Source organism: Streptomyces sp. NPDC051109, assembly GCF_044455885.1.
In the GTDB taxonomy this organism is placed as follows: domain Bacteria; phylum Actinomycetota; class Actinomycetes; order Streptomycetales; family Streptomycetaceae; genus Streptomyces.
Map to the genome: position 1 here is coordinate 15,670 of NZ_JBITFF010000033.1, position 14,083 is coordinate 29,752.

10 protein-coding genes and 3 pseudogenes are annotated in these 14,083 nt (G+C 69.1%); 6 read left to right on the top strand and 7 right to left on the bottom strand.

Translation table 11 applies throughout. From position 1 onward, the window contains the following. Positions 1-69: 69 nt before the first annotated feature. Genes ACIBAD_RS34755 through ACIBAD_RS34765 form a run of 3 tightly spaced genes read left to right on the top strand, consistent with a single transcriptional unit; the run spans position 70 to position 1,581 of the window. Entirely contained in the window at positions 70-306 is a 237-nt protein-coding gene (locus tag ACIBAD_RS34755) for a hypothetical protein (RefSeq protein WP_398910885.1), read from the top strand. Next, positions 303-701: a hypothetical protein gene (locus ACIBAD_RS34760; protein WP_398910881.1), complete on the top strand. Its 399-nt coding sequence runs from the start codon at positions 303-305 to the stop codon at positions 699-701. Before ACIBAD_RS34755 ends, ACIBAD_RS34760 begins: the two co-directional genes overlap by 4 nt. Further along, on the top strand, positions 607-1,581 hold the full coding sequence (locus ACIBAD_RS34765) for a transposase (RefSeq protein WP_398910835.1): 975 nt from the start codon (positions 607-609) through the stop codon (positions 1,579-1,581). The genes ACIBAD_RS34760 and ACIBAD_RS34765 overlap by 95 nt, the downstream gene beginning before the upstream one ends. Positions 1,582-1,750: 169 nt before the next feature. Here the strand turns inward: ACIBAD_RS34765 and ACIBAD_RS34770 are convergent, their stop codons facing one another. After that, positions 1,751-2,233 carry an Imm21 family immunity protein gene (locus ACIBAD_RS34770; RefSeq protein ID WP_134068408.1) on the bottom strand — a complete coding sequence of 161 codons (483 nt, stop codon included), beginning with the start codon at positions 2,231-2,233 and terminating at the stop codon, positions 1,751-1,753. Positions 2,234-2,760: 527 nt separating this feature from the next. Between ACIBAD_RS34770 and ACIBAD_RS34775 the strand changes: the two genes are divergently transcribed. Continuing rightward, a complete protein-coding gene (locus tag ACIBAD_RS34775; protein ID WP_398910837.1) occupies positions 2,761-5,565 on the top strand; it encodes a hypothetical protein in 2,805 nt (934 codons plus the stop codon). Positions 5,566-6,920: 1,355 nt separating this feature from the next. On the opposite strand, the gene ACIBAD_RS34780 is transcribed toward ACIBAD_RS34775, so the two are convergent. From ACIBAD_RS34780 to ACIBAD_RS34790, 3 genes are all read right to left on the bottom strand, one after another. Continuing rightward, positions 6,921-7,487 carry a hypothetical protein gene (locus ACIBAD_RS34780; protein WP_398910839.1) on the bottom strand — a complete coding sequence of 189 codons (567 nt, stop codon included), beginning with the start codon at positions 7,485-7,487 and terminating at the stop codon, positions 6,921-6,923. After that, on the bottom strand, positions 7,487-8,737 hold the full coding sequence (locus tag ACIBAD_RS34785) for a CHAT domain-containing protein (protein WP_398910841.1): 1,251 nt from the start codon (positions 8,735-8,737) through the stop codon (positions 7,487-7,489). The genes ACIBAD_RS34780 and ACIBAD_RS34785 overlap by 1 nt, the downstream gene beginning before the upstream one ends. Positions 8,738-8,940: 203 nt before the next feature. After that, positions 8,941-9,123 (bottom strand): hypothetical protein, encoded by a 183-nt coding sequence (locus ACIBAD_RS34790; RefSeq protein ID WP_398910844.1) that lies wholly within the window; start codon positions 9,121-9,123, stop codon positions 8,941-8,943. 718 nt (positions 9,124-9,841) lie between these two features. Between ACIBAD_RS34790 and ACIBAD_RS34795 the strand changes: the two are divergent. Beyond that, a pseudogene (locus tag ACIBAD_RS34795) lies at positions 9,842-11,305 on the top strand (NF041680 family putative transposase); the annotation flags it as partial. Between the two features lie 12 nt (positions 11,306-11,317). On the opposite strand, the gene ACIBAD_RS34800 reads toward ACIBAD_RS34795, so the two are convergent. Next, positions 11,318-11,806 carry a DUF4265 domain-containing protein gene (locus ACIBAD_RS34800; protein ID WP_134068404.1) on the bottom strand — a complete coding sequence of 163 codons (489 nt, stop codon included), beginning with the start codon at positions 11,804-11,806 and terminating at the stop codon, positions 11,318-11,320. Between the two features lie 131 nt (positions 11,807-11,937). Between ACIBAD_RS34800 and ACIBAD_RS34805 the strand changes: the two are divergent. Next, positions 11,938-12,161, top strand: a pseudogene (locus ACIBAD_RS34805) (transposase family protein); the annotation flags it as partial. Positions 12,162-12,468: 307 nt separating this feature from the next. Here ACIBAD_RS34805 and ACIBAD_RS34810 read toward each other — a convergent pair. Together ACIBAD_RS34810 and ACIBAD_RS34815 are read right to left on the bottom strand one after the other, a co-directional pair. Further along, positions 12,469-13,617, bottom strand: a complete 1,149-nt coding sequence (locus ACIBAD_RS34810) for a pentapeptide repeat-containing protein (RefSeq protein WP_398910846.1) — start codon at positions 13,615-13,617, stop codon at positions 12,469-12,471. A gap of 202 nt (positions 13,618-13,819) precedes the next feature. Continuing rightward, positions 13,820-14,068 (bottom strand): annotated as a pseudogene (locus tag ACIBAD_RS34815) (serine/threonine-protein phosphatase); the annotation flags it as partial. Positions 14,069-14,083 lie beyond the last annotated feature (15 nt).

Below are 14,083 nucleotides of genomic sequence, written 5' to 3' on the forward strand. Positions count from 1 at the left end.
TGAGGAGACGGGTTCGTGTGAGACGGCGTACGCCTTGTCGTCCCACGGACAGAATTGACGCTCCCTCAGGTGTCTGCCGAGCACTGCTGCGGTCGGTTGTGGACGGTGATGGTGCTGGTCATGCAGACCGATGCACCGTTCTGGGACTCTCTGGTGTTCGACGGGATCGACGATGTGGATGTCGAGGCGGTGACGGCCGCGTTCGGCACGGTCGAGGTGGTGGCGAGTGGCCGAGCGCTGGCTCTGGATGTCCGGACTGTGGCCGCTTCTCGGACCGGGTCCACGACCGATATCAGCGGAGGCTGAAGGACCTACCGCTCGCTGATCAGGGCTTTGTGATCCGACTGACGGTCCGGCGCTTCATCTGCGCGTCGGCGGACTGCCCGCGCCGGACGTTTGCCGAGCCGTTCTCGCGGCTGGCTGCCCCGCATGCACGGTTCACCGGGCGGCTCAACCACGCCCTGGAGCGAGTGGGGCTCGCGCTGGCCGGGCGGGCCGGCGCCCGGCTGGCCGCCCAGCTCGGCTTCGGCACGGGACGGATGACCTTGTTACGCAGGGTCATGGCATTGCCCCGATCCACTGTTCAGCACGCCGCGTGTGCTGGGCGTGGACGACTTCGCGATCCGCCGCGGCCAGACCTACTCCACCGTCTTGATCAGCGTCGAAGACCATCGCGTGGTCGATGTACTCCCGACCCGTGAAGCCGGGCCACTGGCCGCCTGGCTGATCCGCCACCCCGGCGTGGAGATCATCTGCCGGGACCGGGCGGGCGCCTACGCCGAGGGCGCCCGGCGCGGTGCCCCCGGCGCCCTACAGGTCGCCGACCGGTTCCATCTGTGGCAGGGCCTCGGCCGAGCCGTGGAGACCTGCGTCGCCGCCCACCGAGACTGCCTGCGCAACCCGTCGTCCAGCGGCATGCTGCCGGAGGCCACCCGACTGGCTTCCGGTCGGTCCCAGGACGACCCGGTGCCCGCCGGCCGGCGGGCCGAGCGGAAGAAGGCGGCACATGCCCTGGTCCACGAGCTTCTTGCCCAAGGTCACTCACGCCGGGCGATTGCCCGGCACCTGGGCTGGGGTCTCAACACTGTGCTCCGCTACGCGAACGCCACACGCTGGCAGGAAACCATCCGCGAGAACCGGCCCCGGCCAAGCAGGCTGGACCCCTACAAGCCCTACCTGGATCGCCGATTCGCCGCGGGATGCACCAGCGTCACCCGCCTCCACAGCGAACTCGTTGCCGCCAACGCGCCCGTCACTTACCAGATGGTGCGCGCCCACATCGCCACCCTCCGCGGGACTCCGGTCGGCACACCGCCCCGGCCTCCGCGGGTGCGCCAGGTGACGGGCTGGCTCACCCGACACCCCGCCACGCTGAGCGAGGACGACCGCGCCGGCCTGAAGGATGTCCTGGCACGCTGCCCCGAACTGGACACGGCCCCGGACACATCCGCGACTTCGGCGAGATACTCACCGGCCGCCTCGGCGCCACGCTCCCTGCCTGGATCGACGCAGTCGACGCCAGCCAGCTACCCGGCCTCACCGGCTTCGCACTCCACCTGCTCCGGGACCTCGACGCAGTGACAGCCGGCCTCACCTTGGACTGGAGTTCCGGCAGCATCGAAGGCGCCGTGAACCGCCTCAAGAAGATCAAAAGGCAGCTCTACGGGCGAGCCGGATTCGAACTCCTACGCAAGAGATCCTGCTTCAGTGACCCTCAGCAGCGACGCCCCGGGACCCTTACAACATTGGGTCAGGCCAGTTCGACGAATCGGTGGACGCGAAAGGACGTCAGGTCATTGGGTTCGATGCTTGCCGAGTCCACCCGGTAGCGGCCAGCGGCGAGTTCGAGAGCGGCACTGCCCGTGAGTGTCCCGACTTCGGTGCCGAAGTAAGCGGCATCGAACATCACGAGCTCGCCAGTGGTGCTCAGTGCAGGTCCTTCCTCCCACTCGGCGATGGGAATTCCCGCCCGGATGATGTCGGCGACACCGTCCTCGCTCTCCGCGTAGCACCAGCGGACGAGGACTCGGTACTCAGGAAGGTAAGTGGTGGAGAGAGGTTCGTCCCCAAGGACCAGCGCCTCGGCTCCGCCAGGCAGTGCGAGGACTCCAACGAAATCCATCACCTCGCAAGCCCGGTCGTAGTCGCCCTCCGTTCCCGACCAGTGCGGCAGCGCGGTGCGTGGAACCACGATGAACGGGCCGCCCTCCGTCTCCAACCACGTCAAAGACATGCCGCCTCCACCTTCAGGATCTCAGTGCCGTCGCGACAGCGTATGTGCCGGGTCGGACAAGGCTCATGCCTGGTGGTCAAGGTGCGCAGTGACGGGCCCAGGGTCGTGATCACCCCTTGCAATCGAACGATATCGCCACCCTCCGCGACGGCTCCCCAAGATCTGTGCCATAACCCGTAACTCACCGACAAAGCCGGGCTGCTGGACCGCGATCACCAGTACGCCGTAGACACTCACACCGTCCTGGTCCGTGTGAGCCCGCGTGTTGTCGAGAGCCTGGTTACTCCTCGGAACCGCCGTACTGCCCGGCCGGCAGGTCCACAGACTCGCCCGGCGCGCCGCTGAACAGGACGCGGAACTCACGCGGACCGATCGGCTGATTCCGCACGATCAACGGTGGCCGACGCATACCATGAGAAGTGGCTTGAATCTGATTCCTCTCCGTACCTGAACTGCGCACGCCAACCTCTACTACCGGGTGAGGGCACGTGGGTGAAGAATCGTGGTTTTCGTTGGTCGTTCGGTTCGTGCGCACCAGTCCACTGCGTCGGCTGGCCAAATTGCTCCTCTGGGGTTGTGCCGGCTGGCAACTGGCTGATGCCTACGCCGCGCTCACCGCGGGCGGCCCGTTGACGCTGACGCTCCTGGTGCTGTTCGGTGCGGCGGTCGGTGGGGTCGGCAGCTTGGCCTGCGGGGTCGGCGGTGCCGCGGCGCTGCTGCTGCAGGGCGTTCCGTCGACCGCCGTGCTGTGGTGGTTCCTGCCCCTTGTACTGGTGTTCGCCATCGTGCAATGGTCGCTGGCCGACGCGGTGAGCAGCCGACGGATCGATGAGGTCATGCTCGTCCTCACCGGATACGGGCTGGACGAGCCGGGACATCGCCTACCGCGGCTGGTGGAGTGGCTCGCCCACGGCGCTCTCTTGGTGCCCCTGGTGCTGTGGGCACGGGAACCGGCACTGTCGTCGCTGGTGGTCCTGGGACTGACCGGCCTCATGCACCAGCAGTTCCTGAAGGCCACACGCAGCCTGAGCCGCTATCGACGGATGGAGGTGCAGGTCTCCGCTCTCTCGTGGATCACCTGTGCTGCACTGCTGGCGCTCAGCCCGGTGGGCGCGGTCATCGCTGCGCGAAGCCGGGAACGGCTGTCCGGCGTCCTCGTCTATCTGCTGGTGGCCGGGGCACTCAGTGGGGCCCTGACCGTCTACGCCAGGTTCTGCGAGCGTGTGTTCGTCTCGGTCGTCGGTTCCCCGCAGGTGCGGCACCGGACCGTGTTCAGCGCGGCCTACGGCTTCCTGCTGCTCCCCGCGTGGCTCGGTGCGCTGACCCTCACGGCCCGTCCCGGAACGGGCTCGGCGGAAACCCTGGGCCTCGCGGTCGCGCTGCACCTGCTGTTCCTGGCCTTGTTCATGAAGCGGCCCTGCGTTTGGCTGTACCGGCTCGATGCTTCGCTGTTCATGCGGTACACGAATCAGGGTGACGAGGAGTGGCTGCACAAGACCTGGCGGTACGACGCCACGTACGGTCGCACGGGCAAGCCCGATCTCACTCTCGTCAAGGTGCTCGACGAATCCGCCGCGCGGATCTCCCAGGGCGTGTTCATCCCTCCCGCGCCCGGGCACTGGGAGAACTTCCTGGGCGGCAAGGTACGCCATGTGGAGTTGTCGGTCCACTGGAGCGACAAGGCGGTGCGCCTGCTCAACCTGACCACACCAGCGAAGGACGCCGCACGCGAGGTCCGCCTTGAGCACCGGGCCTGCCGTATCCGCTGCCTGACCACACTCGGGTACACGTACCTGTTGCACGGCTACCCCGAGGACGGGCAGCGGGCCCTGCTGGACGCCGCCGAGCTGTGCCGGAGGGCTGGACTGCCGAACATCCGTGTCCTGATCGCCAAGGACGCCTGGCTCGCAGGCCTCGACATCGGGCTCGGCGGTCTCGAACCGCTCGATGACGCCCTGCTGAGCCCGCACGTCGTTCCCGCGCTGCGCGCCCGGACGACCATCGAGGTCGGCAGCTTGCTGTACGTGCGGAACGATCCGCGGCTCGACGCCTTCGTGGACCGGATGAGGCGCGTCCCGTTCCACCCGGAGAGTGCCGGCGCCGAGAAGATCCAGCAACTGCGCCACACGGTCACGATCACCGCGGCCGCGGTCGGAGGTCGCTTCCGGTCCTCGCCGGACGACCTGGACGTGTTCACTCGGGGCGTCGAATTGATCCGGGAGCAGGTCCCGGGCAACGCGCGGATCCGTGCGTTCGTGAGCGGTGTGCTCAACGGGATGCTCGACGTACCCGGCAGACGAGCCATTCGGTCGGGAGTGGCGCTGCTCGGTTCCGGCGTCCCGGAACGCGGCGCGGAAGTCCTGTACCGCACGGCCCTGAAGCTGGTCCGGCGGGGACTGGGGGCCGTGGCGGCGGAACTGCTGGAGCTGAGCGGCGAGGTGTTCGCCCGTACCGATCCGCGCCGCGCCCTGGCCTGTCTGGAGCAAGCCATCGCGCTCAGGGACGACGACCGCACCAACGTGCTGGACGGCGAAGCGCGAATCGCCTACGCGACGACCACGGAACCGTTGTACGAGGACGTGGTGGGACTGCTGGTCGACGAGGCGGCCGATCAGGTGAAGGCGTTCGACCTGGTGGAGCGGGCCCGGTCGCGGGACCTGGTCAATCTGCTCGGGGAACGAGTGCCCCGGCCCGAGGTCGACGGGCTGACCGACGTCGTGGCCGCGATGCTCCGGGTGGAGCGCGCGACCGAAGAGGTCGAGCGCAGCAGGGCCCGCATCGGTCAGGCGTACCTGGCTCCGCACCGGTACAGGGTCACGCCCCCGCGCGACGAGGACGGCTGGTCGCCCGGTCTGAGATGGGCGAAGGCCGTGGACGCGGAGAGCGCGGCGCAGCGTCACCTCTTCGAGACGATGGAAGGCCTGGAGGGGGCCGGTCTGGACGAGGACGCGGTGGACCTGGTGTGGCTGCTCGGCAGGGAGGCGGTGGCCGAACGGAGCCTGCGCGTCGAGGCGCGGCGCATGCGGGTGGCGGTCGACAGGGCCGGGCCGCTCAGGGCCCGGCGCCGCGCCCGTGACCGGCAGCTGACAGCGTGGGACACGTTGGCCGAACACGGCGGACGGGCAGCCGAGTACGTGGCGCTGCGTCGGGGCATGCCCATCACCTTCGCTCAGGTGCGGACGCTTCTGGCCGAGGCGGGGTCAGCCGGGCAGGGCGTTGAGGGGGCCGCTCCCGGTGAGGAGGTCGGCGGCGTGGGCCCGGACGACCGCGACGATCACGGAGTCGCCCCGGAAGTCCAGGACCAGCACGTCGGGGACGATCGTGCCGGCTGACACGATGATGGTGACCTTGTCCCCGCGCCGGACGGTGTCCGCGAGCAGGTGCCCCTCGGCGAGCTGGATCGGCAGGACCGTCCTGCCGTCGAGTGCCGTGTCGGCGAGCCGGGGGCCGAGCAGGTCTGTGGAGACGGCCTGCCCGGCGGCCAGGCGGCGCAGCGGGTAGCGGCCGACGATGTCGCGAGCGTGGCCGCCGTGCAGGTCGGCGGGGGCCAGGGGTCGGTAGGGCGGAACGGACCGCTGCGCGGTCGTCGGTTCCGTCCAGGCCTGCGCGGCAGCCGTCCCGCCGCCGAGCACCAATCCCAGGATCACGACGACGAGGGGCCACCGCCTCCTGGAGCCCGCTGACGGCCTGCCGCTCCGGACGCCACCCTCCGTGGAATCGTCCTGCGGGGCGTCGTGTTCGTGCTCGGCCCGGTCCGGCTGTGACGGAGGGTCCGGCTGTGCCGGGGGCGGCCGCAACGGCGAGGGCTCGGCCCCCGGGGCCGCGTGGTCCAGGAGGGCGGACTCGTCGGAATGCACTGCGCCTCTGACCCACAGCCGGTCGAGGGCTTGCCACAAGGTGGGTTCGTCCTCGTGGTGGGCGGGGCGACGCAGACCCATGGCCTCCACCAGCGACCACCGGTAGACGTCGAAGGCCGTCCGCAGCAGCCGGCCGTACGCCTCGGCGGCGCCGATGGCAGCGAGGTAGGCGAGCCATGCCACCATGAATCCGCCCCACCAGCACAGAGCCACGGCGTACCAGGGCAGCAGCCAGGCCGCGATGCCGGTGCCCGTCAGCGCGAACGCCGCCCCCAGGGCGCACATGGTCACGGCGAGTTCCAGCTCGCCGAGTGCCGCGGCAAGAGTGTGCTGGAACGAATCAGGAAGCGTCGGGTACAGGCGGGGCCACGCGATGACCGCCCGGATCGCGTACCGGTCGGTGCTGTACTGCTCCGCGCCGCGCATGACGTTGCCGAACGTCGTGGGCAGCAGGAGCCGGCTGTCGCGGGGGTAGAGGTGCCAGCGGGGATCGTCGATGCGCAGCCCGCGGTGGATCGCGGCCTGGCGGCGCCGGCCGTTCTCGGTGAACGCCTGCGGAAGCTTCTGCCAGTAGCCCTCCAGCAGACGGACCAACGCCGTACGCTGCGCCGCGATGAGCTGGCTGATCAGGAGGGCCGCCACCAGCAGCACGCCCGCGAGTGCCAGCCGTGCCGAGCCGTCCAGCGCCGCCCACCATCGTACGCTCGCCGACCAGCCGACTCCCGCTACGACCAGTCCGCCGAGGGCGATGAGGAATCCGAGCACGGGGACGAACACGGCGCGCAGGGTGCGCTGTTCGAGGGCCCCGGCGGCCGTGTCGAGCACGCCCATCACGTGCCGCCACGACGGGACGGGGGCACCAGGCGATGGGCGCCTCTCTGGCAGGTGTACGCCTTCCACTCGACGTAGTACTCGAACTCGTTGGCCTCCCCACAGGCGGTGCACGTGATGCGGACCGGGTCAGGAAAGTCCGTCGGCCGTCCCAGCGGATCCGAGTCCATCCCCAGCTGGGCTCCTGCCGTCTCCAGGAGACGGACGGCCTCCTCACGCAACGCGTCCACCGGCACCACACCCACCACGGTTCCCGCCCGCACCACCACCAACCCGGCCGCCCCGTCCAGCACGTCGAGGATGTCGGCCGAGGTGAGCAGCACGACGATGTCCAACCGCGCGGAGACCACTACGACCGGCCCCCGACCGTCGGGCCTGGTCAACGCGCACGGGATGCCCGCCCCGTCCAGCAGGACCAGGGGACGGCCGGTGCGGTCCGGGGCGTCCCCACTGCCCGAGCCGCCCGGGCTACCCGGACCGATCAGGAAGTCGGAACCGTCCGGCTCCGTGTGCGCGGTATCGAAGTCGGTGCTCATGAGGTCGGACACCGTAGGGCCGGAGGTCATCAGCACCAGTCTCCCGTCAGCACGAATGGCGCCCAGTGGTACGGATCGGGAAAGGCCTTCTCCGTTCCCGAGCGCCGCTCGAGGACCGGCCGGGCGAGCCGCACCTGGCCGGCCTGGACCCGGGCGGCGGCACGCAGACCGTCCGCCAGGCCACGGCTGGCGCACAACTCGTCGTAGATCCGCAGAGCTGTCCCGACGTCACCGGCCCCGGCGAACAGCCGGGCTTGCTCCAGGAGGAACACCATCCCAAGCGGAGAGCCGTCCGCCAGCGTGGACCGGAAATCCTGCGCATGGCGCAGGACGTCGGCGTGGGTGAGCCCGCGCAGCCACGTCTGGGCACGGCGAAGTGACTCCGCCTTGCTGTTGCCTGCTCGCAGCTCCTCGTAGAAGCGGGTCAGCAGCAAGCCGGTGGACAGTTCGTCGACCCGCCACAACGACACCAGCGTGGACGCGGCCCCCGCGTACAGCAGGGCTCGGGTGAGCCCGATCAGTTCGTCGCCGGGACGCCGGTCGCTCAGGCCGCTCTCGCAGGAGCCGAGCACGACCAGATCCACAGCCAAGGACAGGCCAAGGACGTCCTCAGCCGTCAGTCTGCCATCAGCCAGTTCGACACCGGAGCGCATCGGATCGACCGGCTCGAACACACCATGGGCGGAGAAGTGCAGGACGTCGGGCGATCCGTTTCCCGCCCGCAACCGCTCCAGCAGCCCGGCACGTGAAGCCTGCACACCGACGAGCACCTCAGGCTCCGCGAACAGCCGACTCACCGCTGTAGCTTGAGTGTGCGCGAACGTCATCGGCGGATCGGAGGGAGGGGCGGCCACGACGAGCACCGACGAGCGCGTCGCCTTCCGTTGGGACCAGCAGTACCGCAACACCGACGCGCTGGGTGCCAGCACGACGGGGTTCCGGTCGGCCAGTGGCGCGCCGTCGAGGGGGACGGCATGGAGAGGCAGCCGGTGCAGCGCGTCGTGCGGGACGAGATACACGACGTCGCCGGGTGCCGCCCAATCCTCGATCGGCCGCACCAGCGCCCGCAGTGCCTCTCCCGCGAGGTGGTCGGTCATGCGGAACCGTTTACGGCGCAAGAGGGCGTAGAAGGCCTTGGCCGAAGCCCGTAACTCTGCTCGTGTCAGCCCGACAGTGAGGATCTCCGGCTTGTCCGCCTCGGGAACGATCCCGAAGATGCGGATGCCGTGCTCGGTGACGTAGTACTCAACCAGGATGACGCGAACGCTCTCGGCCGACACCCGACTCCCCCCACCTGCCGCCCCTCGACCTCCCTTACGAAGGGTAAGCGGAGACCCGCGTTCGCGTAATGCGGACGGCACAGTTTCCTGCCTTCCGGGCAGCCGGATCAGTCAGCATGTCCATCCGACTCGGCAGCCCACCGCGGTCGCGGCCGCCCAGGCGCTTGCCGCGGCGGCGGCCAAGATGCCCGGCCGGGATGGCATCAAGGCCAAAAGACGAACATGGCAAATGAGTAGTAGCTGCCGTACATCAACCAGAACATCGGCGTCGCGAAGATGGCCACGATCAGAATGACGACCATGGCAGCCGACCAAATACTGACCCGAGCCGACTTGTTGCGGGCCTCCATGGTCGATGGGGCTGTCTGCGGAGAGCTGCTGATCACGAGGGATCTCCCTGTCAGGCTCGCCATGCACCCTACGGGAGATCGGATTCCCGTGGACTGTGGCTCCGTCAGCGCTCACCGACCGCTTCCCCTCTCCGTCAGGCTCTGTCGGCTTCGCGCTCTGGGCAGACGGCCCCAGGGGCCCACACTCCGCCGCCCCGAACGATGTCCGGCTCCGACGGCACACGAGCATCGTGGCAGCCGGCGGGACCTCACCGAAGGCGCGACGTCACACCGGCCAGCAACCTGAACTACGCCGACCTGATCGGTGGCTGCACGGCCTTCGCCTGTGTGGTGGGGCTGGGCCTGGCGACCCGCCACTGGCTCGATGCGCCGCCCCTGCCGCGGTCCAGGCGACGCCGGACCTGTCCCTGGCGGAGGACCGGCGGGCATCCGCCGTCGGCGCGGGGAGCGCGGGGTTGGTGGTGGCACTGCCGGCCTGGCCCCTGGTCCTGCTGGGCGCGCTGGCCGGGCAGATCAGCGGGCTGTCCCTCAGCGGCTTGGAATGTGTCGTCATGACGGCGAAGGTAACGGCCCCCGCTGACAGACCTCAGCTGTGGCCATGCTCCAGGATGAAAAACAACCACTCAGCTTGTCGTTTATCGTCCGCTGTCGAACGCGGATCGAACTTGCTTCGGCTTTCTCCAGTTCACCGGATGCGCCAGGGGCCGGGGCTTGATCCTGTGACCAGGGTCGCTGCGGCACGGAGGCCGGGATCGTGGAACTGGCCGGACACGAGGTTCAACGAGGCGCGCTGGCGGCGGTGACCGAATTCCGTACCGAGTTGTACTCGTGCCTGGTCTCCCGGAGCGACGCGCTGTTCGAGCTGTGCGACGCCTTGCTGTGCACTGACGGTCCCGTCCGCACCCTCGTGGACCTGGCTCTCGCTCCCGAGCACCGACGCGGCCACGGTGCCCTGTACTCCGGGCTGAACCGGGGCCGGATCGACGTAGCTCGGCTGAGGCGGGCCCTGGCCGGTGTGCCGCTGCCCCGGGCCGCCGATGGACGCCTTGTGTTGGCGGTGGACGTCTCCCCGTGGCTGCGCCCGGACGCCGACACGTCTTCGGACCGCTCGTTCTGTCACACCTTCGGCCGCGGTTTGGGCAAGCACCAGATGGTGCCCGGCTGGCCGTACTCGATCGTCGCCGCGCTGGAGACGGGCCGGACCTCGTGGACCGCGTTGCTCGACGCGATTCGGCTGGAGCCCGGCACGGACCTGGCCGCCGTCACCGCCGGTCAGGTCCGCGAGGTCATCGAACGCCTCATCGAGGCCGGCCAGTGGCGGGACGATGACCGAGACGTCCTGGTCGTGCTGGACGCCGGATACGACGCGCCTCGTATCGCCCACCTCCTGGCTGACCTGCCGATCGAGGTGCTGGGCCGGCTCCGGTCCGACCGCGTGATGCGCAAGCCGGTCCCGGTGCCGTGGATCTGCCCGCCGCAGGGCGGGCGCCCGCCCAAGCACGGAGGTGAGTTCGTCTTCGGCAGCCCCGAGACCTGGGGAGAGGTGGCGGTAGTGACCGTGACCGACACCGAGCGGTACGGGACAGCGACCGCGCAGGCCTGGGACCGGCTACGCCCCCGGCTGACCCGCCGGGCGGCATTGGGTGATCACGACGGCCCCTTGCCCATCATCGAGGGCACCGTGATCAGGTTGACGGTCGAGAAACTGCCGAGCGGCGGGGTCAACAAGCCCGTCTGGCTCTGGTGGTCGGGTACCGGCGCCACCACGGACGACGTTGACCGATGCTGGCAGGCCTTCCTGCGAAGGTTCGACGTAGAGCACACCTTCCGCCTGCTCAAGCAGACGCTCGGCTGGACCCGACCCAAGCTCCGGGACTCCGCCGCGGCCGACCGCTGGACCTGGCTCGTCCTGGCCGCCCACGCCCAACTCCGGCTCGCCCGGCCACTCGCGCGCGACCTCCGCCGGCCGTGGGAACGGCCAGCGGAACCGAACAGACTCACCCCCGCCCGAGTCCGCCGGGGGTTCAGGAACCTCCGCGCGAAGACGGGCACTCCAGCCCGTGCACCGAAACCCACTCGATCGGGCCCCGGCCGCCCACCCGGCTCGAAGAACCGGAGACCCGCCACCCGATACGACGTCGGACGCGTCCTCGCCACAGGCGAGTCCTACACCCGACCCGCACATCACAAGGTCGGCACCAAACCTCGACGAATCGGAGAGCCGGCAGGCTCAGGCGTTCCACCACTCGGCGGTGCCACATCCGACCTCGTAGTGCCACCATCCCTCTGTCTGCCCCTGTGCCAGGAGAGTCTTGATCCCGGCGAAGTCCGCGCCTGCCGGTGCGGTGAAGGCCACCATGGGAAAGTCCTCGCTGAAGACCTCGCCTCCGAGCTCGAACACTGAAAGGCGCTGATGCACCGCCTGCGGACTGCGTCCCAGGGGACCGTTGGGCACAGGCACCACACGGATCGTGCAGTTGCCGGACGAACTAACCCGCCCGACAGCCCAGTGGAGCCCGTCGGCATCGGTCTGGTATCGCACTACATCGCCCTCGGCGACCCCGTTCTGGAGAAACGGGATGTTCTGCACACACGCCGTGTCATCGCCGAGCGGCGTCGCCCACAGGCCCTCGGTGTCCTGGGGGAACCATCCCTCGCGAGGGATGAACCGGAACCAGACCTTGACCTTCTCGACCACGTTCTCCATGACGGCCATCATGCGCCGACCGTCAACGAGGCCTCGCACCGGGTCTGAGCTGGAGATCAACCTCAGCCGTCATGGCACGGCCGGAGGTTAAAGCTCAAGCTAAAGGGTGTTGCAGAAGGCTCAGTCCGGGGCATTTTTCCTGTATGGGTGGGGTGTTGAGGGCTGAGTCGTGTGGGTGGAGACGTTCACGGGCTTGCGGATGGATCGGTTCGCGAAGCTGGTGAAGGTGGTGCGGGAGCGGGGCGGGAACGGGCCCGGTGGTGGCCGCCCGTGGTGCCTGCCGATGGCGGAGCGGGTGCTGCTGGTCGCCGTGTACTACCGCACCAACCTCACGATGCGCCAGCTCGCCCCGCTCTTCGGGATCTCGGTCCGTGGGCGGGTGCCGACGTCCGGCCCCGCCCCGGCCAGGGCCGCAGCTTCCGAGCCGCGCGCCCACCCGCGCTCGGCTCTGACCGCGACCTGCTCGGAAACCGCCAGCCGCCAGGGCTGAGGACATCGGGCTGGCCCCGGCGCTCATAGGGCGCTACCCCGCCCCGCGGCCCTGAGTCGTCGCTCGGCCCCCCCCGCGGCCCCGCCGCCGATCGGCAGGTCGTGGTTGAGACGCTCTCGGCGCTTCGGGGCAGGGGCGTAGCTCTTGGCGCGGGCGGTTGGCCTGGATTCGGCTCAGCGGATGATCAAGGTTGGGACGCTGGTAGCCCGCTCGCGGTGATCCTTCCGTTGGCGAGCACCGCGTTAGTGATGGCACCAGTGCTGTCGGTGAACAGCACATCGCGGAAGTGGATCGTGGTGCCGGAAGCCGCCATCTCGGGGAGGCTGACGGCGTCGAAGGAGATGTTCGCGCGGTCGAAGGTGATGTCGCCGGCGGAGAGCCTCGCATGGACGAAGTCGACAGGTGTGCCGAAATACGTGCCGGCGAAGTTGACCCTGGCGCCGCTGAACGCCACGTCATGGAACGAGACAGTGCCGCCAGTGAGCGCAGCCTGGGAGAAGTCGATATAGCCGCTGGAGAACTGCGCGCTCTCGAAGGAAACGGAGCCACCGGTGATGAGCACGTCCTGGAAGGAGACCGCGCCGCCCAAGAACAACGCATCGCCGAAGTTGACTTCGGCACCGGGGAACGTCGCGTTGTCGAAGGTGATCTTGCCGCTGGCGAAGACCGCTTCGGCAAAGGTGACCTCACCGCTGGCGAAGACCGCTCCCTTGAAGGAGACCATGCCATGGGAGAACACCGCGCCGGCGAAGTCACCGCCGTCAAACACGACGCCTGTGAAGTCGAAGTCGTGACCCTGCCAAGTGAGCTGGTGCCCTGAGTCCAGGCTGAGACGGTCGCGGATGACCCGGATGACGGTGTGGCGAACTTCCCGGAGGGCCAGGTAGGCGTGTTGCGCCTGGGCGTCCTCTGCTGGCAGGTCTGTTGCGGCGGTGTAGGGCAGACGGAGGTACGCGCACAGGACGTCGATGCAGGTTTGACGCAGCCTGGGACTGGGGGCGTCGTCGGCGAGTCCAGCCAAGGCGTGGACCCCGCCGAGGCGGACCGCGATGGATTCGTTGCCGAGCTGGGCGACGGCGGTGGTGAAGCGTTCGCTGTGGAGTCGGGTCGCGTCTCGTAGGGCGCCGTCCTCGTCGACGCGCTGGCGCCTGTAGGCGACGATGAGGGCGACGAGGGCGCCAGCTCCGGCAACGACGCCGAAGGAGAGCTTGACGAGGTCAAAGAGGGTCTTGGAGTCGATGCGACGTTCCGTCTTGATCCCGTGGGCGCCGAGGAGGTCCCATCCTGCGTAGAACACGCTGCCGGCGATGCTGACCGCGGCTATGAAGACCAAGGGAAGGACGAGCCAGACGTGCCACAGTCGTAGACCGCGAGACTCGGATGGTGTTCGGGGGAAGGGAATTCTCACGTTCACCACGACGGCGGGCTGTTGCCGTCGGTTCCGCGGGGGGATGACGGCCTGCTTGCTGAGGCGGAGATCACCCGCCTTGCCGCCCTGGTGGTAGCTGGGCCCGACGGGGCGGCCGGCTGCCGGAATTGAGGGCGTAGTCGAAGCTGTCGTCGGCCACGCGGTAGGCGGGCTCCAGGATGCCTGCCACCTCGACCTGCGGCACGGTCATCGTCAGCGGCGGCAGCAGGCCCCACTGGAACTCCGCGGACTCGCTCATCGGCTCCCGCCGCCGGGCCAGGAAGAACTGGTCGGTGTAGACGTTCTTGGTGACCAGCATGTCGGCGACCAAGCCGGAGAGCCGGCGGAGCAGGCGCCGGTCATCCTCGCCGACGGTCTCCAAGGAGGTGTC

Excerpts from the sequence above, each read along its gene's own strand:
- ACIBAD_RS34780 (WP_398910839.1), bottom strand. The coding sequence starts at position 7,487 with ATGACCTCCGGCCCTACGGTGTCCGACCTCATGAGCACCGACTTCGAT.
- ACIBAD_RS34800 (WP_134068404.1), bottom strand. The coding sequence starts at position 11,806 with ATGATGGCCGTCATGGAGAACGTGGTCGAGAAGGTCAAGGTCTGGTTC.
- ACIBAD_RS34770 (WP_134068408.1), bottom strand. The coding sequence starts at position 2,233 with ATGTCTTTGACGTGGTTGGAGACGGAGGGCGGCCCGTTCATCGTGGTT.